General features: G+C 49.3%; 26 protein-coding genes and 1 tRNA gene. 9 read left to right on the forward strand and 18 right to left on the reverse strand.

Annotation, left to right across the window (positions count from 1 at the left end; translation table 11 throughout):
• Position 1: 1 nt before the first annotated feature.
• The 5 genes from mads5 to QEZ41_RS08415 form a co-directional block, all read right to left on the reverse strand.
• Entirely contained in the window at positions 2-1417 is a 1416-nt protein-coding gene (gene mads5 / locus QEZ41_RS08395) for a methylation-associated defense system restriction endonuclease subunit S MAD5 (protein WP_289410980.1), read from the reverse strand.
• Positions 1414-1626, reverse strand: a complete 213-nt coding sequence (locus tag QEZ41_RS08400; RefSeq protein WP_289410981.1) for a hypothetical protein — start codon at positions 1624-1626, stop codon at positions 1414-1416. The genes mads5 and QEZ41_RS08400 overlap by 4 nt, the downstream gene beginning before the upstream one ends.
• On the reverse strand, positions 1623-3677 hold the full coding sequence (gene mads2, locus QEZ41_RS08405) for a methylation-associated defense system DNA methyltransferase MAD2 (protein ID WP_289410982.1): 2055 nt from the start codon (positions 3675-3677) through the stop codon (positions 1623-1625). The genes QEZ41_RS08400 and mads2 overlap by 4 nt, the downstream gene beginning before the upstream one ends.
• Entirely contained in the window at positions 3677-3904 is a 228-nt protein-coding gene (locus QEZ41_RS08410) for a helix-turn-helix domain-containing protein (RefSeq protein ID WP_041588353.1), read from the reverse strand. Before QEZ41_RS08410 ends, mads2 begins: the two co-directional genes overlap by 1 nt.
• A 371-nt stretch (positions 3905-4275) precedes the next feature.
• Positions 4276-4410, reverse strand: a complete 135-nt coding sequence (locus tag QEZ41_RS08415; RefSeq protein WP_434556805.1) for an AlpA family phage regulatory protein — start codon at positions 4408-4410, stop codon at positions 4276-4278.
• A 120-nt stretch (positions 4411-4530) separates the two neighbouring features.
• Between QEZ41_RS08415 and QEZ41_RS08420 the strand changes: the two genes are divergently transcribed.
• Positions 4531-5579, forward strand: a protein-coding gene (locus QEZ41_RS08420; RefSeq protein ID WP_434556808.1) for an IS3 family transposase whose coding sequence is annotated in 2 segments (ribosomal slippage) — positions 4531-4753 and positions 4753-5579 — 1050 coding nt in all. Because the reading frame shifts where the segments join, the coding sequence is not laid out codon by codon here.
• Between the two features lie 790 nt (positions 5580-6369).
• Here QEZ41_RS08420 and QEZ41_RS08425 read toward each other — a convergent pair.
• The gene (locus QEZ41_RS08425; RefSeq protein WP_289410985.1) at positions 6370-6795 is read right to left on the reverse strand and encodes a group II intron maturase-specific domain-containing protein; all 426 of its coding nucleotides are present in this window, start codon (positions 6793-6795) and stop codon (positions 6370-6372) included.
• 155 nt (positions 6796-6950) lie between these two features.
• On the opposite strand from QEZ41_RS08425, the gene QEZ41_RS08430 reads away from it, so the two are divergent.
• The gene (locus QEZ41_RS08430; protein WP_289410987.1) at positions 6951-8270 is read left to right on the forward strand and encodes a hypothetical protein; all 1320 of its coding nucleotides are present in this window, start codon (positions 6951-6953) and stop codon (positions 8268-8270) included.
• A 104-nt stretch (positions 8271-8374) separates the two neighbouring features.
• Here QEZ41_RS08430 and QEZ41_RS08435 read toward each other — a convergent pair whose 3' ends face one another.
• The 5 genes from QEZ41_RS08435 to QEZ41_RS08455 all read right to left on the reverse strand — a co-directional run bounded on the left by QEZ41_RS08435 (position 8375) and on the right by QEZ41_RS08455 (position 12540).
• Positions 8375-9274 (reverse strand): hypothetical protein, encoded by a 900-nt coding sequence (locus QEZ41_RS08435; protein ID WP_289410988.1) that lies wholly within the window; start codon positions 9272-9274, stop codon positions 8375-8377.
• Between the two features lie 642 nt (positions 9275-9916).
• Entirely contained in the window at positions 9917-10792 is an 876-nt protein-coding gene (locus tag QEZ41_RS08440; protein ID WP_289410990.1) for an HD domain-containing protein, read from the reverse strand.
• 71 nt (positions 10793-10863) lie between these two features.
• Positions 10864-11115 (reverse strand): hypothetical protein, encoded by a 252-nt coding sequence (locus QEZ41_RS08445; protein WP_289410991.1) that lies wholly within the window; start codon positions 11113-11115, stop codon positions 10864-10866.
• The gene (locus QEZ41_RS08450) at positions 11112-12314 is read right to left on the reverse strand and encodes an Arm DNA-binding domain-containing protein (RefSeq protein WP_289410992.1); all 1203 of its coding nucleotides are present in this window, start codon (positions 12312-12314) and stop codon (positions 11112-11114) included. Before QEZ41_RS08450 ends, QEZ41_RS08445 begins: the two co-directional genes overlap by 4 nt.
• Before the next feature lie 10 nt (positions 12315-12324).
• Positions 12325-12540 carry a hypothetical protein gene (locus tag QEZ41_RS08455; protein ID WP_289410993.1) on the reverse strand — a complete coding sequence of 72 codons (216 nt, stop codon included), beginning with the start codon at positions 12538-12540 and terminating at the stop codon, positions 12325-12327.
• A 181-nt stretch (positions 12541-12721) separates the two neighbouring features.
• Between QEZ41_RS08455 and QEZ41_RS08460 the strand changes: the two genes are divergently transcribed.
• Positions 12722-12970 (forward strand): helix-turn-helix domain-containing protein, encoded by a 249-nt coding sequence (locus tag QEZ41_RS08460; RefSeq protein WP_289410994.1) that lies wholly within the window; start codon positions 12722-12724, stop codon positions 12968-12970.
• A gap of 513 nt (positions 12971-13483) precedes the next feature.
• Here the strand turns inward: QEZ41_RS08460 and QEZ41_RS08465 are convergent.
• Together QEZ41_RS08465 and QEZ41_RS08470 are read right to left on the reverse strand one after the other, a co-directional pair.
• Positions 13484-13560 (reverse strand) — tRNA-Arg (locus tag QEZ41_RS08465).
• Positions 13561-13948: 388 nt separating this feature from the next.
• Entirely contained in the window at positions 13949-14506 is a 558-nt protein-coding gene (locus QEZ41_RS08470) for an EF-hand domain-containing protein (protein ID WP_289410995.1), read from the reverse strand.
• A 534-nt stretch (positions 14507-15040) separates the two neighbouring features.
• Here QEZ41_RS08470 and QEZ41_RS08475 point away from each other — a divergent pair.
• Positions 15041-15598 carry a nitrous oxide reductase accessory protein NosL gene (locus QEZ41_RS08475; protein WP_289410996.1) on the forward strand — a complete coding sequence of 186 codons (558 nt, stop codon included), beginning with the start codon at positions 15041-15043 and terminating at the stop codon, positions 15596-15598.
• A 94-nt stretch (positions 15599-15692) separates the two neighbouring features.
• On the opposite strand, the gene QEZ41_RS08480 is transcribed toward QEZ41_RS08475, so the two are convergent.
• Positions 15693-16613, reverse strand: a complete 921-nt coding sequence (locus QEZ41_RS08480) for a LysR family transcriptional regulator (RefSeq protein ID WP_289410998.1) — start codon at positions 16611-16613, stop codon at positions 15693-15695.
• Between the two features lie 204 nt (positions 16614-16817).
• Here QEZ41_RS08480 and QEZ41_RS08485 point away from each other — a divergent pair, with 204 nt between their 5' ends.
• From QEZ41_RS08485 to QEZ41_RS08495, 3 genes are all read left to right on the forward strand, one after another.
• On the forward strand, positions 16818-17789 hold the full coding sequence (locus QEZ41_RS08485) for a glutathione S-transferase family protein (RefSeq protein ID WP_289410999.1): 972 nt from the start codon (positions 16818-16820) through the stop codon (positions 17787-17789).
• A gap of 33 nt (positions 17790-17822) precedes the next feature.
• Entirely contained in the window at positions 17823-18521 is a 699-nt protein-coding gene (locus tag QEZ41_RS08490) for a pirin family protein (protein WP_289411000.1), read from the forward strand.
• Between the two features lie 208 nt (positions 18522-18729).
• On the forward strand, positions 18730-19218 hold the full coding sequence (locus tag QEZ41_RS08495; protein WP_353061901.1) for an SLC13 family permease: 489 nt from the start codon (positions 18730-18732) through the stop codon (positions 19216-19218).
• A 37-nt stretch (positions 19219-19255) separates the two neighbouring features.
• Here the strand turns inward: QEZ41_RS08495 and QEZ41_RS08500 are convergent, their stop codons facing one another.
• On the reverse strand, positions 19256-19441 hold the full coding sequence (locus tag QEZ41_RS08500) for a nicotinamide mononucleotide transporter (protein ID WP_289411001.1): 186 nt from the start codon (positions 19439-19441) through the stop codon (positions 19256-19258).
• A gap of 146 nt (positions 19442-19587) precedes the next feature.
• On the opposite strand from QEZ41_RS08500, the gene QEZ41_RS08505 reads away from it, so the two are divergent.
• Both QEZ41_RS08505 and QEZ41_RS08510 read left to right on the forward strand, forming a co-directional pair.
• Positions 19588-19983, forward strand: a complete 396-nt coding sequence (locus QEZ41_RS08505; protein ID WP_289411002.1) for a flagellar basal body-associated FliL family protein — start codon at positions 19588-19590, stop codon at positions 19981-19983.
• Positions 19984-20151: 168 nt separating this feature from the next.
• Positions 20152-20811 (forward strand): DUF2057 family protein, encoded by a 660-nt coding sequence (locus tag QEZ41_RS08510; RefSeq protein WP_289411003.1) that lies wholly within the window; start codon positions 20152-20154, stop codon positions 20809-20811.
• Positions 20812-21284: 473 nt separating this feature from the next.
• Here the strand turns inward: QEZ41_RS08510 and QEZ41_RS08515 are convergent, their stop codons facing one another.
• The 3 genes from QEZ41_RS08515 to QEZ41_RS08525 form a co-directional block, all read right to left on the reverse strand.
• Positions 21285-22370 carry a porin gene (locus QEZ41_RS08515; protein WP_289411004.1) on the reverse strand — a complete coding sequence of 362 codons (1086 nt, stop codon included), beginning with the start codon at positions 22368-22370 and terminating at the stop codon, positions 21285-21287.
• Between the two features lie 122 nt (positions 22371-22492).
• Complete coding sequence (gene bioC / locus QEZ41_RS08520) at positions 22493-23275, reverse strand: malonyl-ACP O-methyltransferase BioC (protein ID WP_289411005.1); 783 nt, start codon at positions 23273-23275, stop codon at positions 22493-22495.
• Positions 23268-23546, reverse strand: a complete 279-nt coding sequence (locus tag QEZ41_RS08525) for a hypothetical protein (RefSeq protein ID WP_289411007.1) — start codon at positions 23544-23546, stop codon at positions 23268-23270. Before QEZ41_RS08525 ends, bioC begins: the two co-directional genes overlap by 8 nt.
• Between the last annotated feature and the right edge of the window lie 28 nt (positions 23547-23574).

Raw genomic sequence — 23574 nt, forward strand, 5'->3', positions numbered from 1 at the left:
CTTAATGCTTTGGTGCTGCGGCTTCTATTGCGTCTTCGACCATTTTTACTGCTTCATCTTCGAGCTTCTGTGCATCTGCAGCCAGCTCACCTGCTTTTTGAACTAGCTCATGTACTGCTTTTTCTTCCGCTGTTCCCATACGAGGAAGTTTTAGTTTCAAAACATCGTCGGAAGATAAGTGTGGGATTGAGCTTCCAGCAGCTGACCGAATAAGTTGTCTGTAACCGACATCCGTACACATAAGATAGGCATAAAGATAACCAGGTAAAACCTCTGATTCTTGAGCTTTAATTCTTATCACGTCGACTGACACTGCTGCGTTTTCAAAGCGGGAATCAGCCCAAACACCTGTGCCAATAATGCCGCCTACTTGCCCACTTCGAGCCAATAGAATATCTTCTTGTCGTACACCCCAATCTGCAACATCACCTAACTTTGATTTTGCTAAAAATCGTTTTGGCTCGTAACGAGCACGGAAAATCTCACCACTCGTCGAAAATGGAACCCCATGATCACTCTCGGTAAAAATCAGCTTCATTCGTCCAGATTCACCAGTGTTCACGCCTAACTCAGCTAATGTTTTCTCAGCGCCAGCCTGTTCAACCAAATCATCACTCATTTGTGCAATCTGATCGTGGTATGTTGCATCCATACGTTTTTGTACTAACGATGATGATGCTGCTGAATGAGTAAAGATACGGTGTGAAATAGCAAGCCTCTCCGGAAATGAAAATTTTGCGTTTACTATTTCTCCCGCTTTGTCTAACAATTCTTCGCTATCACTTCTAAACTCTGAAGCTTTATCTACCTTCTCGTGAATCTCATTTTCTAGCGATTTAGCAAATCTAGGAATTGGAAGATTAGCGATATGCTCCGGCTCAATGTGGGGAATAATTGCCCCGTATGTACTGGATGTAATTATTGGAACACCAAACTTGCTTGCCAAAAATGCATAGGCATAACCACTTTGGACTTTATCTGTGTCACATACAACCTTCAGCATATCTTGGCATGACCAAGTTCCATCCATTGTTCTACGCGTGTAAACCATACGGCCAATGGTTCCAGAGCATGAAATCATCGTCATGCCTTTTTTCAGTTCCAAATAGGATAATTTCTTTGAATATGCATCTTCTTTTTTTAGCAAAGATACTCTATTCATCCTCGCCTGAATCATACTGCTCGTTGTTAAGAATTTAACCCCATACTCTTCGTGCTGAACATAATTACGTTTAAATACTGGGCCATTGTAGATCCCACCTTTATAACCAGCAGTGAGCTCTCCCAAGTGATCGCATTCTGAATCCAAATCACGTAGAGCTTGCTTCGCCTCTAGAGCACCAGTGGCATATGGAGCACAATCTAAACGCAATCCGGTTTCTTGAAACCAAGTGCTAAGCACCTTTTTAATAATCATGCGTAAACCCTCGAATACCAAGCCTGAATCTGATGCAATAAGCTATTAAATGACTCATCTTCACAACCACGAAAAGACACATCTTTGGCAATACGCTTAAACAGCTGAGAGTGGTTTTTTTTCCGCACCCAATTTTGGCTTCTTACCGCATCAATTGCTGCTTTAGGATCGGTGGGTTTGAGCACTTTAGTATCAAAACCTGAGATCATACTGATGGCTCCGGATTACTAGCACGAAACTCTTTCCAGGCTTTGGCAATTTTTGGCAGATCGTCATCTAGAATCTTGCTGCGACGCTTTAGCTTACGCACCACATTGTGGCCGTTGATGCGAATACGCTCTTCAACTTCTTCTTCGATAACTTTCTCTTCGCCGTCTGGGTGACGCTCATACAGCGTATTACCACGACGATCAAAGCCTACTTTTTCTGCAACGGCCATAAATACCGGGTATTCGGGCTCTCCACCGATGGCAATAGCATCTTTTTCAGTATCAGTTTTCTTTTTCAAGAACAGCAGGCTAGTTAAGATGTTTACGTTAGCTTCAACGATAAATGACTCAACAGGTAAGTCGACACAACCAAGCACCCAGCACTCTTGCATTAACCACCAGCGAATATACTCGTCACCTGGGTTACCTAGAATGCCGTCGGGTAACACGATACCCATACGTCCGCCTTGCTTAAGCCATTGCACGCAACGCTCAATAAACAAAATTTCGGGCGAAACTGCATCTTTACGGCGCTCTGTTTTTCTAAAGCCGCCGTTTTCAGTGCGCTCCCACACATAGGCAAGGTCGTATTGCTCTAGAATCTGCTTGTCGGTAACTGGGATATCGGAACCAAACGGTGGGTTAGTTAAGATCACATCAACACTGCCGTCTTTACCGCTGGAATCGCCAACAGGAATCGTTTTCTTGGCGGGGTCTACACCCTTTAAATGTCCGTGTGGGTATTCCAATGAGTTCATGTGGTAGATGTTAGCCATGGCATTACTTGCCATCACCACGTTCATTTGCGATGCACGGCACAGGAAGGGGTCAAAGTCACAACCAAACAGATTGTTTTCGGCAAACTCTTTAATTTGTTGCTGAATAGAAATAAATTCTTCGGTGGTTTCAGCTGCCAGGCTAATAGCTTCTTTTTCTCTTAGCTGCTTGTTGATGAAACTCAGGGTCTGCTCTAGGAAACCACCTGTACCGCATGATGGGTCCAGCACTTTTTCATGTGGTTGCGGTGCCATCATTTCGACAATAAGCTTGATTGCACCGCGAGGTGTAAAGTACTGACCACGGTCACCACGTAGGTTATCACCCACCACTTCTTGATAGGCTGCACCTTTGGCGTCCATTTCAGTACGGGTAAAGTCGTACTTAGCAAGTTCAGAAACCATGAATGCCAAAGCCCGATCTGACAAAGTAATCTCTTCGTTGCCAGCAAAAATTTCTGGATAGGCTTTTTTTACCTTTTCAAATAGGGGGTTAATGCGTGCTCTGATTCTCTTACGACCTTCGTCGTCAAACTGCTCAGTTGGTGATGCCCAAAACTCACGGTCTCGATTGCCGATGCGCTCATCATACATTTTAGAGAATATAAGGTATAAGAACTGCCAGAATGCCGCATCTTTAGGCATCCCCTCGTTACCATGAATAAAGTTATGACAACGACGGAATGCAGTAAGTAGCATCTCACGGTCAGCGGTTCTTAGCTGTGCGTTTGATGCAACGTCTCGACTCCCCAAAGTCTCATCGGCTAATGGCCAATCGCCAACTGCGTTGAACTTGGTATCGAATCGCGATTCTTCTTTTTCAACAAAGAAAAATTCGATGCCGTTGGTCCATAAACCCCACTGGCACTTTTCTAGCAGGTACTTATCACCAACCTGTTCACGCATCATATCTTCCATCAACTGCAGGTCTTTATGCGCTTGGTCGTGATCACGCATTTTTACTGCGGATTTTTTGCCTTTTTTCGGCTCTTTATCACAGATAACAATGCGGCGGATATTTTCAGGAATATGTTCAGCACCATGCTCGAAAATAGCGATATCAATTTTCTTCTGCTTACCATCAATCTTAACTTTTACATCAAGCTCCATATCTTCAGCGCTGATGCCGTATTCATGGAACAAGGCGCGTAAGGTTTTTTGACGAACCAATTCTTTAGGTGTTTCTTTGATAGGATTATTCGTTAGGTAATCCAGCATCATGCCATCTTCGATGGCGAGTACTTCTGATGGCTTTTTATCGTTGGTTGTTGTCATTACTTGTTCTCATTAAATTCGGTTTCTGCTGGCGATTTTTGTAATAGATCTTGGATTTCACAATCAAACAAATCACACAGCTTATCGAGCGCCTCTAAGTCCACCTTGAGCGCGGTTTCTTTGTACAGTAGCGTGACGGTGGTACGGCTGAGGCCGGTTTCACGCATCACGTCGCTAATGCGCATTTTTCTCTCACCCATTAATCGGGCCAGGTGGCAGCGGATCATGCTCTCTCCATGGTGTTTTCTTAACCATAAACTTGGGGATTTTTCACTGTTGTGCACCCTACCACGATTATGATTATTCTCAACTTATTTGAGTTAAGACCAAATAATTAAGCGTATTTGTTATTCGTTCGGTGCTGGTTATTGGTACGCTGGCGGTTCACGGGAATGCCTCTAGCGGTATTGTCTGTGTTGGACTTCAAGCCTCGCTATCTATTTATGTTGACTGGCGATGTACTGCAAGGCGACAAACCCTCACAGGGCTCATCACCTTTTTAGTCATCCATGATGCTGCCTTTCACACAGTACATTCGCGGGCGGGTGTTGTCGGGCAGGCTGACTTTGCGCTGTGGCCGATTACCATCGGGGATTAGCTAGCCTGCGGCCATCAGGGCATAAATGGTACTGCGGCCAAAGCCTGTTTTGGCCTTTACCTCGGGCAAGCGCAAAATCCGCTGCTGACGCGCTGGGTGTACTGAGTTTGTGGGTGGCTGTGTGGTTGGGTTCATCGTTTGCTTCCTCACTGATCTGTTAAGTTCAGTGAGGAGTTTGCCAGTGTAACTACCCCGTAAAATAATACAGATTACTCATAGAATTTCTTTTAAGCTAAACGAAAGACTGAAAGCCAAATTGTGGCGATTTTGAAAGAAGCTGAAGTTGGTATGCCGATCAAAGATCTCTGCCGTAAGTATGGCATCGGCAATTCAACGTTTTATAAGTGGCGCGAAAAATACGGTGGTATGGAAGCATCCGATGTGCGCCGTTTAAAAGAGCTTGAAGAAGAAAACCGGCGACTCAAACAAATGTATGCGGATTTGAGCCTAAAATCGCAGATGCAAGAAGATATTATAAAAAAGCTTTAGCACCTGTGGCAGAACGAAAAGTTTGGGCACGTGAGCTACAGGTGCAGTATAACGCGAGCGTTGTAACCTGCTGTAATGCGGTTGGCATCAGCCGTACCGCTTATTATTACGAACCTAAGTTAACCGATGACACTGCAATCATTGATGCACTCAATGCGTTGATTGAAAAACATCATCGCTGGGGTTTTCCTAAGTGCTTCAAACGTCTTCGCAAGCTAGGCCACCGCTGGAACCACAAACGAGTGTATCGTGTTTATACTGAGTTAAAACTGAACCTACGGCGCAAAGGAAAGCGACGCTTGCCTAACCGCAACCCTGAGCCTTTGGTTGCGCCTAGTGCGCTGGGTAAGTGCTGGTCAATGGACTTTATGAGCGACAGCTTGCACAGCAAAGTCCGGTTTCGGACATTCAATGTTATTGATGATTTTAACCGTGAAATACTCGGCATTGATATCGCGACCAGTATGCCATCGTTGCGTGTAATACGTTATCTGGACCAACTGGCTGAATGGCACGGTTACCCTGAGAAAATTCGCGTTGATAACGGCAGTGAATTTACCTCAGAAGTCTTCACCAGCTGGGCAAAAGTGCATGGCATTATGATTGATTACATCAAACCTGGTTGCCCTTACCAGAACGCATACATTGAGCGATTTAACCGAACGTATCGTGATGATGTACTGGATTTATATATTTTCAACAACCTGAATGAGGTAAAGCAAATAACCGAAAACTGGATTGAGTTATATAACACTGAACGACCACACGACTCACTGAATGACATGACGCCGTTAGAGTACCGAAATGCGGCATAAATTCTCTACGAGATGACTGTGTTATAAATGGGGTATTTACAGGCGTATGTTCTTAAAACTGATGGAGTAAAAATGAAGTCCTATTTGAAAATTATTGGTCTTGTCAGCATTTGCGCTGTATTAGCAGCATGTGGGGACCAAACAACAGGCCAGGCATGCTTAGGGGCAGACAATGATTCCTTAGTAGAGGGTATACAGTCAGAATGTAAAGCAGGGGATGCGATAGCAACTAAAAACCCAGCTTACTTTTGCGATTTCAATTACGCCATAGCTTACAATGACTACAACTCAGCTTTCTGCATTTATTCGGGCAAGCAAAAGCCTGAAAGGACCGACAAATAAACATAACAAAAGCAGGCAAGGGGCGCTCCTTACGTCGCGCCCCTGCTGCTGGCGTTAGCTGGCATGGGGGGCTACATGAACTTGCCGAGATCAGCACTCCTCTGTGCTTTCGCGTTGGGTTGCGTATCGTGTGGCGACGGCCATTTGAGAGGGTCCGTTGAGCCATCTCATGATGGGGGCACCTACCTAGTCGTGGCCGAGGGCAACAACTGCGATCAAATAAAAATTGACGGAGCCAAGTGGCCGCACGCGATTGGTGAATCTGGCGCAGTAGGGCCGGGTGTGCACACTATCGACTGCAACGGGGAAATTCGCTTCACCATTCCAGCTGGTAACACCTTCAAGTTCAACTACTGGGGGCCGTGAGTGCCAGCTAATCGGGTAGCCGAGGGTTTCTAGCCCTCAGCCCCCACAACACCCTGCATGCGGCTCCGCACAGGGCGTTTCACTAAGAGTGGTGAAGCTTAATCCAACCATCGCGCAATGCGTACAGACCCTGAGATTTTAAGTAAGCATTTGATAATGCCTGATTAATTCCCGGAGTTTTAGAGCTGCGCCATGGGCCTTTGCTGGTAATACCGCATGCAACTGCAGCTTGTACATGAACACCCAGCCGCATTAAGTATCTTACTTTAGTGCGTGGCTTGCGCCACTGTCGCCAATAGGCCATTCGCACCCTGCGCCGGATCCAATGATCCAGCTCAACGCAGTGCTGATAGCCACTGGCAATACCAAAGTAGTTTATCCAGCCGCGTAAATATTGGCTGACCTTAAGCAGCTGGTATTTCATTGACACCCCCCAGTTACAATTCGTGAGTTTCCGCACTTGCAGCGCCTCGCGGCGCTGCCCTTGCCATTCGCTAGTAGTTAACATCTAATAACAATCATAAATCGCTAATGATGGTGGCCTTCCTACAGAGGACTTTCACCTCATTAGTTCATGCCCATTCTGGGCGTGCACAAGTCAAAGCATGCGGACGTCGCTCCGATCCTCCGGTGTTTGAGGCGTTATATCGTTTGGTGACTGCAGTGGCTAGGAACAATACAACTTTCATTGGTAGTGCCCCCACTTGGGCAAATGCGTGTGTAGGCGAAAATGGCTTCCCTGGGTACTCGGATTACGCCAAGGGGTTTTCCCAAGCAGCAACTATTCTGATTGACTTAGTTCTTAGTGAACGGGGGTTAGAGCACTCGGTTGACGAGATGGTTTATCCGGTTTGTTTCAATATGAGGCATTCACTAGAACTTCGCCTGAAAGGCGCAATTTCAGAACTTATCCTTATCGAAAAAGCCAGGTGTCGTAACCTCCAATTCGACTTGGCCGGTTCACATGATATAGGAAATATTTGGAGTTTCTTCGCTGAAAAGGCCCAAGCTGCAGACGATCGGTACGAGCCGATAATCAGAAGGCTTGATACAAAGATCAGGGACTTCGCTGAAGTCGATGCCACCGGACAGACATTTCGGTACCCACTTGATAATAAAAGTCAAAAGCATCTCGTGGATGTCGCGGTCATCAACTTTGTAGTATTGAAGCGTAGTTTCGGGGAGCTAGAAGAAGCCTTGGATGACTTACATCGCTTAAATAAATTCCTTTGCGATGAGTATGGATGCAGGTCTTTTACAAAACGACTATCGCGAAAGAATTTGTTCGAAATGGCATCCATTCTTCCCCCTCGAACAACGTGGGCGGCAGATTCATTTGGTACAACTAAGGAGTCTCTCAAGAAACACTTCAATATTGGTAGCAAAGAACTCTCTGAGAGCATTAAACTCATCGAATCGCATTTTGAACTCGCGCCGGAAATTGGGATTACGATTCCTTTACTCGGCATTGAAGAGGCCTATATTGAAGAGTTTTTCAGCTATTGGTTTAAGCACCACGACCTTCAATCTGATAAAGTCCCAATCGAAGTTGAAGCTAGCGAGTGGGGTTCCGACGAAATGCTTGAAGCTATTGTGAACGACACCAAAAGACGTGCGGAGGTTTGGGAGGCCGTTAAGTCCAATCTCACGCCAGAAAAACTAGCTGGTTTGTCGGCTCTGTTCTATTTCGCGCGTGATCTAGACTTCTCGGAGAGCTACACTCGGATTTATGAGCTTGATCTTGAGGAGGCCAAAGGTTCGTTCGTAAGTTCAGAAGACTCTGTAAGGTCACAGTACTTCCATATTTTCGACAAGACAAATGCGCTGCACAATATCTTGCGTTCGCTCTATTTCTTGCAAAAAGTCGAACTCGCAGAACGGCTTGTTGTTGCGTATGGGCTGCATGAGAAATTTTCTTGGTTGGATGAAGCTAGGCAACGCACCCTATTTCGGAAGCCGGAGTACTGTGGATACGAGATATAACAAGCGGCTGTTGTCGCCCCTCCGGGGCTGGGACAGCCTTTCCGCTGCTTTGCAGCTACAAGGCCGCCCCCAAAGCCGGGCGTTAGGCACCCACATAAAATTAATTATATTAACTTCTCATACTTAACTGTTTTTATATTGGTAATCCTCCCGCCACATTCAACCAGCTCACCCTGGCTGAATTTTTCCATTGGTGTTACATCAATAATTAGCTCATCACCAGCAAGCTGAGCTTCTAAAAGCTGCTGTCTATGTTGCGGCTCAAACTGATATTGTTTATTACCTTTTATATCTGCACCTTTTACTGCGATGACTCCATAGTGATCATCTACAGAGGTCACTATACAGCTGATCTGAATTTTTTCTTTCGACTCCATTTTCGGATTTATACTACGCACTAAGTTCAAGTCGAAATATTCCTCATCAATTTTAAAAAATATAGTACAGTTGTTTTTAGATCGACTCAGCACATTATAAATAAGGCTTTGCGTTAAGAGAATTTCATCTTCCGAGTCTGCAATAAAAATGTCAGGGGAAGCAGTTACTTTTTTGCTCGCAGATAAAATTTTAACTTTATGTACATTCCCACTGTGTTTGTTTGATATTTCTATTAGATTGTTTAGGCATTTGCGAATCAGTTTTTTTGCACATAAATATATTGACTCCATATCATAGTCAGAGTTTTCCTGCATATAAATAACCAGTATGCTGCTATCAAGTTGATTGTTGCTATCAATCCCTCCCTCCAAAGCATAGCGAAATGTATTCTTATGTTGCGGGGTTATTTTTTTGCTTAAAAAATCCTTAATAACAGTTATTATCTCAGTATCAAACTTGATTTTTGCTCCCGCATTAGAAGTCTTAAATACTATACTGATGTCATTTTTTTTAGTATTAGGACTGATTTGCGAAATAATTTCTTTTCTTATGAAGTTATCAAGCATAAACTCTCTCCAAGTAATAATTAAATTAAAGCGATTTGGTAAATAATTTTTTAAAGACAATATAGCCCCGCAGCAGGAGAGTATTGTCTTTAGAAAACTATTAATAAGAATTAGATGTGCGAGCGCACAGGAATATCCAGGCAAAGATTCTGAATATATAGCTGGCTATTTTTTATATTAAGCTTATTGTTTAAATGTTAATTTAAAGGCAAGCTTATACTGCGTAGACATTACCCATACATTGAATAACATCACGTTAGTTATGATACGAGAAACTGATTAGTCACTCGTAGTGATACGCGTCAATCGCGTCAATATAACCGTCTTGCAAGTTTTCTTACAAGACGTGGGTGCAAAGCACCTTTTTGATTTTACGGATGCAAAGCAGCCATAAATTTTATTAAATACTATTTGTTTTGCTAGGCTAGCTACCTAGTGTAGCGCCCAATTTAGAATTTAGCGCTACACAGCATATTATCTAGACATGAATTTAAAAACAAGAGCTTACTTTCAGGCTTTACCCAGCATCACCCTGAACACACTCTACTACCTACACCAAATGTCTTTGCTGGCATGACCTCAGCGCAGAAAGCCATATGAAAAGCATACCTACGTCTCTTGCCCACTCCAGTATCAGCCAGCTAAAGCGTCCATAAGCAAAAACCCAGCTCACGCTGGGTTATTTTGCTAGATACCAAGTCTTCATGATGCCAGCTGCGCCTGCCCAAGCCGCTTGTATTTGCGACCACCGTTCGCACTGATGAACAGCTGGTCTGCCGGCTTACTTTTAAACAGGCTTTGCAGCTCATCGCACTGTGCTGAAATACGATCAGCCGAACGCACTATCAGCTCCTCAACGTAATCATAGTATTTTTTGTTATTCACCTGCGGGGCTAGCATTGCTGACATAGCCTCAAAGAGTGTTTTATCTTGATCTTTAAGCCGCTCTAGGTGCTCTGCTAAAACCATAAAATTGAAGCTCTCATGCTGGCCATTAACACCCTTATTGCTGCCATTGCCAGTGTTGTAGAACATCATGGTTTTTCCAATATCATGCAGCAGGCCGCCTACAAAGACACAATCCTGAGTACGCTTAGGTAAGTTGTATTGACTGGCCATTTTTTGTGCAGCAATTGCCACCTCAACACTGTGTATGAATAGTTCACCCTGTTTGTGGTGGTGGTAGCTTTTACTTGCCTTGCCCATATAGAACGGCATCATGATTTTGGTATCGCTGAGTACCGCTATCAAAAACTCTTTAAGGGCTGTATCGCTAATCTCTGACGCTCGCTGCCACAGTTGAACCTGTGCTGGCATCTGTGTTGAGCTACACCAAATCATGTGTGCCTGCACAGTATTGGCACTCACATGCAGCTCAAGTGGTGCGGACACATGGTGTGGTTTCTTAGCCTGTAGATCAATCTGTGCAATGGCTACGTATTCTTCATCAACAGCATTTGTTAGCTGCCCCTTATTATTGTAGGTAGGCCACTGATTGCCTGCTGTCGTGAGTAGCCATAGGTTGTTGTGATGATCTATTTTGGTGATCAAGGCAATTTGATTGATTAATTTCTTCATAATTTCACCCGCTTTTCAGTAAATCTATGTGCGCTCCATGATCAGGAGCGCAGCACGTGCTAGGCCTATATTTATATTGGCAGCTGCTCTTCGAACATCATCCGTACGTCACCTAAGGTTCTGCCCGCAGGTCTTGGCTGCTGCATAAGATTTTCTACCCACATGCGTATGGCCTCATAATTGTCCACCCAGTATGGCAGCCCCCAGTACAACGACAGCTCGTTACCTCTGGCGATGCTGTAATAATCAATTAGCCATATCGTGACATTCCGAGCGGTAAGCGGCTTACCCAGTCTTTTGTTTGCTTTTATTATGTGCGTCATGAGTTCTCATTCTCCTCAGATAGGCCATTAAGTATCAGGCGCTCAAAGGCCGAACCATCTTGGCGAGTTAAGTTAGGCACATAGCGCGAGTACACTCGGAATAGCATTTCCGTAGTTGTGTGCCCCATTTGCCGAGCAATCCATTCTGGCGCCTCTCCAGCAGCTAGCCATAAGGTGGCTGCTGTATGCCGTGTCTGATACGGCGGTCTGCGCTTCAGCCCTAAATGCCGAAGCGTTGGGTGCCAGACTCTGCGAGTCACATTGTGGTGATACAGTGGATTCCCATCACGGTTGCAGAAAACAAATTCCTGGCCTCCAGTCACCTTGTGTTGTTCGCGTAGCGCGTCATATACCGGCTGCGACATGAAAATTTCACGTTGTGAACCATCGTTTTTGGTATAGGTCATTTTGTTCTGAACAACTGATTCACGAACTAAGATTTCTCGACGCTCAAAATCTATATATTTCCAACGCAAACCATCGACCTCACCTGTTCGCAAGCCCGTGAAAAACCGTACGGCGTAATACGCCTTGTAGTCCTCACGCACCTTAGTCAGAAACAGGCTTACCTCGTCTAGTGAAAACGGCTCAATATCGGTCCGTTGTATTTTTAAAGATTTAACTCCAAGAAACGGTGAGGTAAAATCGTATCGCTCAGCGGCTTCATTCATAATCATCCTGAACGGGGTTATTGCTTTGTTCACGGTGGATGCTTTTAATGCACTGCTTTTTCGTAGCGGATCTTTGGCGAGAGTTGCGCGAAACTGCAGTATTTCAGCCTTGGTGATGTCGTTGAGCTTCTTTTCTCCAAATGTCGGTATAGCATAAGCCTGCAAAGTACCGACTACTGCTTTGTAGTGGCTGTCGCGCCATTCAACTTGCTTTTCAGACAGCCAAATCTCAGTGAACTCAGCAAGTGTAGGAGTCATATCCTCCTCCACCTCTTCAGCCAGCCCTTTTCGAGCAGCCTCCACCTTCTGGTCATATTCCTCAAAAACATCAGCGCGCTTGCTGTCTGGAAAGTAGTTTCGGTAAACAAAGGTGCCCAAAACAATTTCCGCTTCGATGCGTGATCCGACTTTCTCTAAACGCTTTCGGTGCGCGACAGTGTCAGCAAGTTTTGTGTACTCACGACAGCGCTGCCCTTTATAACGAAAGTCCAGATATAACAGCCCATTTCTAGCATTTACGCTTGCCATATCGCACCTCCTAGCGAATGCCCATCATCAGGGAATTGATAGCAGGAGCCTTAAACATATCGACCTCAATCTTTTCCCATAAATACAGAATCTTCCGGCCACCAAATGGACGGATGTAATGAATGCCTTCCAGCAGAACAGAATCCTTGAGTTGATTACGGATGGTGCGTGCGTCGTACTTAATGCGCTCGGCAAGCTCGGAAGTGGTTAGGTATGTAGTCTTCATTTTGTATCTCCTGACGTGTTTTTGTAGAGCTAGGTCTACATTAGTTCAGCAGAAAGCACATGTCAAGCATTTAATGTAGAGTAAAGTCTACGTAGGAGTGGATGGCTATACCTAAGAAGCGCAAAGCAAGCATAAAGACGGAATTGCCTGTAGAATCAGGAAAGATAAACAGGAGATAAAAATGATTCGATTTCGTCTCAAAGAACTGATGGCAGACAAAGGCTTTAAAGAAGAGCGGCGAATAACAATGGATGAGGTTTCAAAAGAAACGGGGATTCATCGCACCACGCTTTCTAAAATCGCGAACCAGAGAGGGTACGTCACCAATACAAATGTGCTTGATCAGCTGTGCACATACTTCGGCGTACCTATCGGGGAAGTTGCGGAGCATCTGCCCGAACCAGCAGATGAAAGCGACTCAAGCCGATGACTGATAAATAGCTTGATTCGGTATGCCGGTACTGAGGGGGTGAAGTAATGTTAGCAAGAGTTGTTCAGCTTAAATGGCGCTGACGAGAACTCCCGCGCCGGGTCAGTTTTCAGTTGCCGCTGACAGTTGATACTGGATTCGAAAGGGCGCGGCACACAGCTAAACAGTGTTGAGGAATGTACAGTCATGACGATCCAGCTCAATGAGTCCTGTTAAATATAAAAACTGTAAACACAAAGAGTCTAATTTTGGTTGACCAGAACACTGACATATAGGGCATAGGGGTGGCAGTCATTTCTTGCGTTGCATTTTTTCGGGCAAAAACAAGCTGGTCTCTGTTTGGTCTCAACTCGGTCTCAATTAAAAAACAGCGATTTTTGCGACCAGACAGGCGGAGGTCATGACATCCGCCCTAGAGACCAATAAAAAATGACCTCTGCTTTTTAGGGGCGGCACTCTTGGAGCTTTTTTGATCAAAATCAGCAGCTGTAACATGCTGATTTTAAAGGGAAATGGCGCACTCGGCGGGATTCGAACCCACGACCCTTGCCTTCGGAGGGCAATACTCTATCCAGCTGAGCTACGAGTGCATTTGAAAAAGTGTAACAGATTTGAAGCTTTTTGACCCTCGCCCTAAATCTGGATTTTCGCCTTGAGTGCCGCCTTCGGAGGGCAATACTCTATCCAGCTGAGCTACGAGTGCATTTGAAGAAGTGTAACAAATTTGAAGCTTTTTGACCCTTGCCCGCCTTCGGAGGGCGGTACTCTGTCCAGCTGAGCTACTAGTGCAAGCCGGCGATTATACATGATTTATGAGAATTGCCCACAGTGCCGTTTTTCCCTTTGCAGAGCGGTACTTTATCAAGCTTGGTTATGGATGCTTGGTGCGCATTGCACACAAGTATGAGTTTGACCAAGCGCAGAGTAATTTCTACGCTTTGTCTGCATAACACTCATTGAAGGCTGAGTCACTTAAGGTTATTGGCCCATACCGCGTCCTTTACCTTGGTTCATGCCTTGCCCTTGCCCCATGCCGCGACCTTGACCTTGCTGCATGCCTTGGCCCATTTGCTGACCATGTAGCGCCTTGGCTGCGGCAAACTCTTCTGGAGAGATTGAGCCGTCGCTATTGGTGTCGATCTCGGCAAACGAGAGGGCATCGGCAAGGCCGCGCATTTGACCACCATCGGTGGCGCGTTGGCTAATACGTGCAGTGCGTGCTTCAGTAAACTCGGCTTCGCTGATTTTGCCATCGCTGTTCAGGTCAAAGTCTGCAAAGGTCGGCATATTATTCATACCTTGGCCCTGGCCCATGTTACGGCCCTGACCTTGGTTCATGCCTTGCCCTTGCCCCATGCCACGACCTTGTTGCATGCCTTGGCCCTGACCCATGCGCTGGTTTTGCTGTTGCTGTTGCTGTTGCTGTTGCGCTTGGTTTTTTCCTTGGGCGGGTACTTGCTCTGCTGCTGCATAACTAACAGAAACTGATAAAACACTTGCCAAGAAAGGTGTTACTAATCTTTTTAAGTTCTTCAAAATAAACTCCTAATATAAAGCCGCTTAGAAGGCATAAGATAAAGGAAGCTCTGAATAAATCAAAATCGTTATTGCGAACGAAGTGAAGCAATCTGATTAACTTTATATATCAATGCATTAGAGATTGCCGCGTCGCTTCGCTTCTCGCGATGACGCAATTAATCAGCGCCTCCTTAAACACTTGGCTGACGCTGCTGGCCACAGCGCTGCGCAGCGGACTCAAAGCGCAGTCCATTTCCTTGCGCTTTCATCAGGAGTGTTTTGAGTTTCGCTAAAGCTCAGGTCAGGACCGTTACACAGCAGTAGTGGTCCTGTCGGCTTGAGTTACTCGAGCCTGAAATTGGGTTTGCGGCTAGCGCTAAAGCGCCTTTGTAGGCACATTCAGCAGATAAAAACACCCATTGTCTGGCCTTGTGCCTGCTCTGCGACAAAATAGACACTTGTCATGCCTTGCCAATACCATACTATCCAATAGCAGCTTGTTGGCTAACGGGCGTGCTGCACTCTCTTACCACTACAAGCGGGGAAATATCCATGAAGCGCAGAACACTATTAAAAAGTACCGGACTGGCCATCACCGGCGCGGCAGCTATGGGCGTGTTAACTGGCCAAACATTTGCAGCAGGCGAGCCGGTGAGTAAGCCCGATCCAGCCCCGTTGGATAATGAACTAGAGAAATATCCGCGCTGTGTTATTTGTAATATGGATCGCAGCAAATTTCATTTCTCTCGCCACCTGCTGCACTACAGCGATGAGCATGCCGAAGGAACCTGCTCAATCAACTGTACCAGCGAGGTAATGGTGCGCGAGCGCAAGCGCGGTTTTAAAGCCATTTATGCTGCGGATTTTGGCGTAGAGGGTGAGCCCAAACCGCTGACCGAGGCCTCTGCTGCAACCTATTTGCTTGGATCTAGCCTGCGTGCAGTGATGAGTCCGGTTAGCAAATATGCCTTTGCCCAGCGTTCCGCTGCTGAGGCTGCGATGGCCGATGCCGGTGGCCAGTTGGCCAGTTTTGAGCAGGCGGTGGCTGCTTCGCTGGAAGATTATGCCAGCATGGTTACTCAGAAATATGCCAAGGATCGCCAGTCTTAAGCTGGCCGGGCGGGCTGCATTAGCCAAGCGGGTTGGTTAAGTACGCATGCGCTTGCTTAAACAAGCCTGCTTGCTTAGCTGGCCTTGAAGTCATTTATAGGCTTTGCGTCAAGATGCCGCGCAGCGGATCGAACTCCATTTTTTTAAGATGTTCAACAAACCACTTGAGCCCTTTGCCGGTATTGCTGCGTGACCAAGCCACTGATATTTCGGTAGGCGGGCGTGGTGCATCTAGGCTTAAGAGCTCGAGTTTTCCCTGAGCCAGCTCGCGAGTAATTCGGTGACGTGGCAAATAGCCAACGCCCAGCCCTTTGCATTGTGCTGCTATTTTATGCTCAATGCTGGGTACATAAATGCGGCTGCGCCCGTCCAGTAATCCGGCTGAGCGCGTGGGTAAACGTTGCGAGCTATCGGCCACAATTACGGTGGGGTAGCTCTGTATCGCGCTGGCAGGGATCGGCATGGGCAGCTCTGTGAGTGGGTGACCGCCGGCCACCGCAAACTCAAAGACCACATGGCCCAATGAGTGCATGGCATAGCCCGGAGCAGGCGCTGTGCCTTCGGCACCAATCACCAAATCACAGCGGCCATCAATAAGCGCATCCCAGCTACCGCTAAGGACTTCTTCGCTGAGGCGTATCTCGGTCTTGGGCTGAATTTGCTGAAATGCTTCAATCAGCTCATAGATAGGGTCGCAAGTCAGGACGCTCTCAATACAGATGCGCAGTTCGGTCTCCCAGCCATCAGCAGCTTGGCGTACCAAGGCGGTCAACTCTTGCGAGGCTTTCAGAATATGCCGGCCTTGCTCCAACACTAGGCGGCCAATGGCGGTTAGTTCAGCTTTACGCCGGCTGCGATCAAAGAGTTCAACACCCAAATCTTCTTCGAGTTTATTAATCGTGTAAGAAACGGCGGAGGGCACACGGTGCAACTCTTCTGCCGCTGCGGCAAAACTGTGACGGCGCTCGATTGCGTCAAGGGTTTGCAAGGCATCTAAAGTGATAAGCAACGTCATAGTTCAGTTTTCCTGATCATAAAGGTCAAAACGTTCCGTTATTATCTGTTGGTCCTTTTTATTATAGTAGTTACATCGAACAACCTAACTGATGCTTCTTGGCTAACTCTAAGCTTCAAGTGTAGCGCATCAGCAAATACAGCACGCGCGTTGGGTTAAAAAGTTCTCTCGTGCATGCTTAACACAGACAAATGGAGGTCCAACATGGGCTTATTAGTAAACGGCCAATGGCATGACCAATGGTATGACACTGACTCCACTGACGGTAAATTCGAGCGCAGTGAATCACAATTTCGTAACTGGGTCACCGCTGATGGCAGCGCTGGACCAAGCGGCGTAGCAGGCTTTAAAGCTGAAGCCGGACGCTATCACTTATATGTTTCTTTAGCCTGTCCTTGGGCGCACCGCACACTGATTTTTCGCAAGCTCAAAGGGCTTGAATCGATGATTTCAGTGTCAGTGGTCAATCCGTTGATGCGTGAGCATGGCTGGACCTTTGCTGAAGGCCCAGGGGTGGTTGCAGATCCCCTCTTCCAAGCAGATTACATGCATCAGATTTATACCGCTGCTGATCCAAAATACAGCGGTCGGGTGACCATTCCAGTGCTTTGGGATAAACAACACAATGTGATGGTGAGCAACGAGTCGTCTGAGATTATTCGTATGTTCAACTCGGCTTTTGACGAGATTGGCGCCAAATCTGGCGATTATTACCCCGAGGCGTTACGTACTGAGATTGATCGTGTCAACGAGCATGTCTATGACAGCATCAATAACGGTGTGTACCAAGCCGGTTTCGCGACCAGTCAAAAAGCTTACGAGCTGGCAGTGTTCCCCTTGTTTGAAGCGCTAGATGAGCTTGAACAGCGTTTATCCAAACAGCGCTATTTAGTAGGCGACCAGATCACCGAAGCAGACTGGCGTTTGTTTACCACCTTGATTCGTTTTGATGCGGTGTATCACGGTCACTTTAAGTGCAACCTCAAGCAGATTGAAGATTATCCCCATTTAGCCGGTTATATGCGCGAGTTGTACCAGTGGCCTGGCGTGGCTGAGACGGTCAATATGCAACATATCAAAGAGCACTATTACCGCAGTCACTCCACCATTAATCCAAGTGGTGTGGTGCCGGCAGGTCCAGTGTTGGATTTGACTCGGCCACATGGACGCCAGTGATGGTAACTACCTTGATCTGCAGGAGGTTTGACCATGATTGAATTACGACCTTACAACACGCTTGGCGGCGCCCAGCATGGATGGTTAGAGACCCGCCACCATTTTTCTTTCGCGAATTATTACGATCCTAAACGCATACGCTGGGGCCATCTGCGTGTCTGGAATGATGACATTATCGCCCCACATACAGGCTTTCCAGCGCATCCACACCGTGACATGGAAATCATCACTTATGTACGCAGCGGTGCCATTACTCACCAAGACAGTTTGGGTAACCGTGGTCGCACTGAGGCTGGCGATGTGCAGGTTATGAGCGCTGGCAGCGGTATTATTCACAGTGAGATGAATGAAGAAAATGAAGCAACTCAGCTTTTCCAAATATGGATCATGCCTGACGAAAAGGGCTTGCCGCCGAGTTGGGGGACTAAGCCTTTTCCAAAGGAGCAGCGCAGCGGCTCTTTTATTACTCTGGCCAGTGGTTTACCGGGAGATACTGATGCGCTACCGATTCGTGCCAATGCTCGTTTAGTCGCGGCAACCTTGAAGGCTGGGCAAAGCACCGAATATCACATTGCCCCAGGGCGCAAAGTGTATCTAGTGCCAGCCAGCGGTGAGATCGAGATCAACGGTGTTGTCGCTGCAGCCGGTGATGGTGTGGCGATCAGTGATGAATCTTTACTCAAAGTGAGCGCACAGCAGGACAGCGAAATCGTGCTGGTGGATGTCGCCTAAAATAGGCTATCCATGCTCAGTATGAAGGTGCAGTGAGTTGCGCTGACCTTAACATTGAACGTTTAACAGAAGCCTCGCTATCGAGGGACGTTTTGCAAGCGACTTGTCTCGATTGGCAAACAAATCAACAACGTTAAATCTTAAAAGAGGGAACAAGAAATGACCATTACCTCAACTTGGACCACGCTAGCACATCACGGCAGGCGGCATGCTGGCGACCGGCTGCATCACTGTGGCCAGAGGCCGTCGCTCTATTGACTTAAGCGTAATCGTCGCCATTGCCGCATCCTTTGCTCTTGGTGCCGCCCTGACCAAAACAGGAGCTGCCATAAGTGTTGCACAGCTTTTTCTTGGCTTCGGAGATGGGCCACTCAATCCATGGCTGGCACTGGCTTTGATTTACATCATGACGTCAATCATGACTGAGCTAATTACCAATAACGCTGCTGCTGTCCTGATGTTTCCAATCAGCGTTGCTGTTGCCGAACAGCTTGGAGTGAGCTTTATGCCTTTTGTTATTGCCATCATGTTTGCTGCTTCTACCAGCTTTATCACTCCGCTGGGATACCAGACCAACCTGATGGTATATGGGCCGGGTGGCTACCGTTGGCGTGATTATGTGCGCCTAGGTCTGCCTCTTAATCTGGTGGTGGCCACTGTTTCTATTGGTTTGGTTCCATTATTCTGGGCGTTCTAGAGCTGTTTAACCTAACCACTCAAGTTGATATTTTTCACTACCCCTGCAGCAGTGCATACACCATTTGTAGCAGCATTTCTGAGTACAGCCGAGCGTCGTAAAACACACCGGTATACAGCAGCACCATAGCCAAGCCCACCGGCCAAGCGAGCGGTTGCTGGCGCGTCATCAGCACCACGGAGGCAATGCCCAGCAGGGCGGCGAGGGGTTCAATCCAGAGCATGAGGGCGCGTCTATTGGGTAATCAAGGGGCGCGATTATACGGTATTTTGAGCGCCAGACTGGCTTGGGGGGCACTCGGGCGTATGTTTCGTGTTCGGGCGGTTTGCGTTTGCACTGTGCAGCTCCGTTGGCCTGTGGATGATGATTATGCGCAACCTGTTGAAAACCCTACCCAGCTGCCTGCTGGCTCTCAGCCTGCTACTGGCTCCCGCTGCGCACGCCAGTGAAGCGCCTGCGGGTAATACCGTCAGCTATATCAACCTGATGCCGGCGCTGGTTGGTCATTACGCGCTTGGTAGCAAGAAATTAAAAATTTACAAAGCCGACATTGCCCTGCGTGCCAGCAATGACACCAAGGATCGCGTGGTGCAGCACGAGCCGCTGATCCGCGACCAGCTGATTATTCTGTTTTCGCAAAAAACGGAAGAAGACTTTGCCACCCTTGAGGGCAAGGAGGCGGTGCGTATGGAAGCGCTGCAACGGGTGCAGCAGGTGCTGACCCAGGAAGAAGGCGTGCCGTTGATTAGCGACCTTGTATGTTAGTCAATAACCTAGTGGTACAAAACTGATTGTCTCCTGCCCGCCGGCTCTCCGGCGGGCGCAATGCCCTGCCTGTCACACAACTGCAATCTGCGCCGACTAGACTGCCCGCCTGCCACGGAAGTGCCGGGCGTCCGGTTCTTCCCTGTTTTCCCGACATGGAGAGATGTTATGCGCCCCCTGTTTATCCTTGCCGCTGCCGGCCTGCTCGGCGCTTGCGCCCAGAATGGCCCTGTGCAGCTGTATGCCGGCAGCAGTCAGCCGGATACCCAACTGGTTACCCTAGATGTACCGCCGGCACTGGAGATTTTACATATCAATGGCCAGCCGGTACCGGCCGCCAACCGGATGACCGGCAACCAGCCGCGTCAGTTACAACTGCAGCCGGGCGAATACCGGGTCAGTGCCTATTACAAAAATATCTTCGATATTGACGGCGGTCTGTCGCACGAGGTGGTGCGCAGTACCAGTGCACTGTTCCACATCAAGGGCGAGGCGGGCGAGCGCTGGACGCTGGGGTTTGCCGCCCCCCGCAGCCTTGAGGACGCCCGCGAGCAGCGCTTTAGCTTTACCGGCTGGGCCGAAAACACCCGTACCGGCGAGCGCATTGCCGGTGAAGCGGAAGGTGGCCGGTCCGGCATGTCGGGCTTGTTGAGCGGTGGTCCAGCGCTGGCCGTGAATAACGCCGTAGAGCCGCTGGCCACACAGGTTCCTGCGCGCTCGGGCGCTACGCTGCCCAACGACAATGCCACTCTGACCACGCTGCAACACCTGTGGCTGATGCTGGATGACGAAGGCCGCCGCAGCTTTTTGCGCTGGACACAGGACTGATCCGGTTACTCCTCACCCTGTCTCAGGGTTTAGCCCCGGCTATATGCCGGGGCTTTTTTATGGGGCGTGAGTAACCGGTAGCCTGCATCAGGCTATTCGACACACTGGCCAGCCTGTGCCAGCCGCACTGCATATCCCTCGGCCACCCGTCGCATCACGCGCCGGCCGTGTGCCCTAGGTTCCGGCGGGTTCGGTACCCTGTTAAGGTTTTCTGGTGGATGCGGTGTGGCTGACCACGCCAGGCCCACACATACAGGCACCTTATGTAACGGGGCCGACCCGAAACACGCGCGTGCGTTGTGTAGGCACCCCGTCATTTTGAAGGGCGGCGTGCCCAGGCTGGCCGGGTGGAATGAATGGGCGTTGTTGTGGAGCAAGCCGCACCGTCTTGAGTAACACGCATCAGGCGCACGCCGCTGGATGACAGGCACAAAAACGCCCGCAGATGCGGGCGTTCTGGGAGGGGCAAGGGTTTAGAAATCGTAACGCAGCCCGACCGACAGCCCCGCTGCTTCGGTGCCGGTTGCGGTGGCGCCCGGCTTGGCACTGCGCGCCTGTGCCCAGGGGGTCAGCTTCGACTGCTTGTCGTTGTCCATAAAGGCGTAATTGGCGTACACCCGCACGGCCTTGTCCAGTTTGTGCTCGACACCCACCACCCACATGTCGGCACCGTAGTCGGAGTCGTCTGCGTCACGGGTCATCCACATGGCCTTGAGTGCCGTATTTTTGCCCAGCCTGTACTCGCCGCCCAGCCCGTAGGTGTCGGACGAGAGTTGCTTGCGCAGTGCGCTGTCACCGGATTTGTAGTCAATTGTCTGGTAAAAGCCGACCAGCTTCAGGTCGTTCGTGACGTTGTAAGAGCTGGCCAGGCGCACGCCGTTGCGCTTGCCGCGGCTGTTGTCCTCGCCGACCTTTTCATAGGCCAGTGCTGCCGTCAGCGGGCCGTCGGCATAGGTGAGCGACAGGCTGGCGGCATTGCTGCTGCCATCCTTTTCTTGCGCGGCCTGTCCTTCGTACACCGAGTAGGCCAGTTTCAGGCCCAGGCCCTTGTAGGTGGGCGAGCTGTATTGAAAGGTGTTGTCATAGCGCTCGTCAAAACGTGCGTCGCCGACGCGGGTCAGGTTGCGCATGTCGCCGACCTGGTCGCCAAACAGGTTGGCTGGGCCGCGTGCGGTTTTGAACGGGCTGTCAAAGCGGCCCACTTGGATGGCGCCCAGCCGGCTGTTTTGCAGGCCGACAAAGGTGTCGCGGGTGCTGAAATTGGCGCTGTCGCCGTCTTTGCTGCCGGTGGTGAAGTTGATTTGCTGTTCAATCTGGAAAAAAGCGGTCAGCTCGGGACTGATCTCGTGGGTGCCCTTGAAACCCAGGCGTGACGAGTTGCTGGACACGTTGGTTTTTGAATACTTCGCGCCATCGTCCAGGTAATCCACCGAAACATGGGCGCGCCCGTATAGGGTCACCTCGGCCATGGCCTGGCCGGATACGGCCAGTGCCAGCGCGGCGACCGGAGCGGCCAGATAGCGGCCAGTGGGCTTGAGAGCGTTGAGCTTGTTAGTCATTACATATCCCCTTGTGTTGGACAGAATACAGCGTTTGTCGTGTTGGCTGTGGTTGCTGGGTATGTTAGTGACCACATATGGCAGTGCGGTTACCACCAGATGACGCTTTGATGACGGTGGGGTCAGGCAGGTTTGCGCAACACGCCATACACCACCTGCCAGGTGGCGGGCAGGCCGGCGGGCTGGCGCAGGAGCTCGTAGCTGTTCAGCAGACGCTGATAACTGTGGCGCCCTAGCAGGCCGGGGCGCTGGCCCTGTTGCAGGTGCTGGGCACCGATATGCTGCAGGTGGCGGGTGAGGGTGCGTACATCCGGGTAGTGCTGCACGCAGGGCCGGCATTCCAGGGACAGCCTGTGCAGGCCGCTGTTTGCGCACAGGTGTTGGTAGTCGTCATGGGTGCGGAATCGGTTGACGCGGCGGCTGGCGCCGGCACTCTGCCAGCTCTGGCTCAGTTCGTGCAGGGTGCCGTCTGCCAGGCTGCTGAACGCGAATACGCCACCGGGGGCCAGCACACGGTGGATTTCGTTGAGCACGCCGGCAAAATCGCTGCACCATTGCAGGGCCAGGCTGCTGAAAATCAGCGACTGGCTGCCGCTTTGTAGGGGAATTGCATTGGCATCGCCGCACAGGTAACGGGCCTGTGGCCGCAGTGCCTGTGCTTGGTGCAGCATACCGCGCGCAATGTCTAGCCCGATGCCTGTGGCCTGTGGATATTGCAGGCCAAGTTGGCGGCAAAAATAGCCCGTGCCACAGCCCAAATCCAACCAACGGCTGGCGTCCAAGCCGTCTGGCAGGCGTTGCAGTAAGCGCTGGCCGACCTCGCGCTGCAACACCGCCTCGCTGTCATAGCGGGTGGCAGCAGCGGAGAAGTTGCGGGCGACAGGACTGTCGTGGCAATCAGTCATGGTCGGCTCCCGTCGCCGATTCAATAAAGCTGTGCATGCTGTCGGCCAGCAGGTGCAGTTGCCGGCAGCGCATGTGTGTAATCGCGTCTCGGTTGTCGAGCTGTTCGAGCCAGCTCAGGCTGGACATGGGCGCTGCGGCCTCCGGGGCTTGGAGTCGTGCAAGCACCGCATCGGTATGCTCGCCGCGCTCGCCCTGCACGCACAGCTGCGCAAAACCGGCACGGGCTGTGTGCCAGTCGCGGCTGACACTGCGTGCAAAGGCTTTAAACACCGCAGGCGGCATAGCATGGCTGGTTAGA

Source organism: Thiopseudomonas acetoxidans (genome assembly GCF_030362935.1).
Taxonomy (GTDB): Bacteria; Pseudomonadota; Gammaproteobacteria; order Pseudomonadales; family Pseudomonadaceae; genus Thiopseudomonas; species Thiopseudomonas acetoxidans.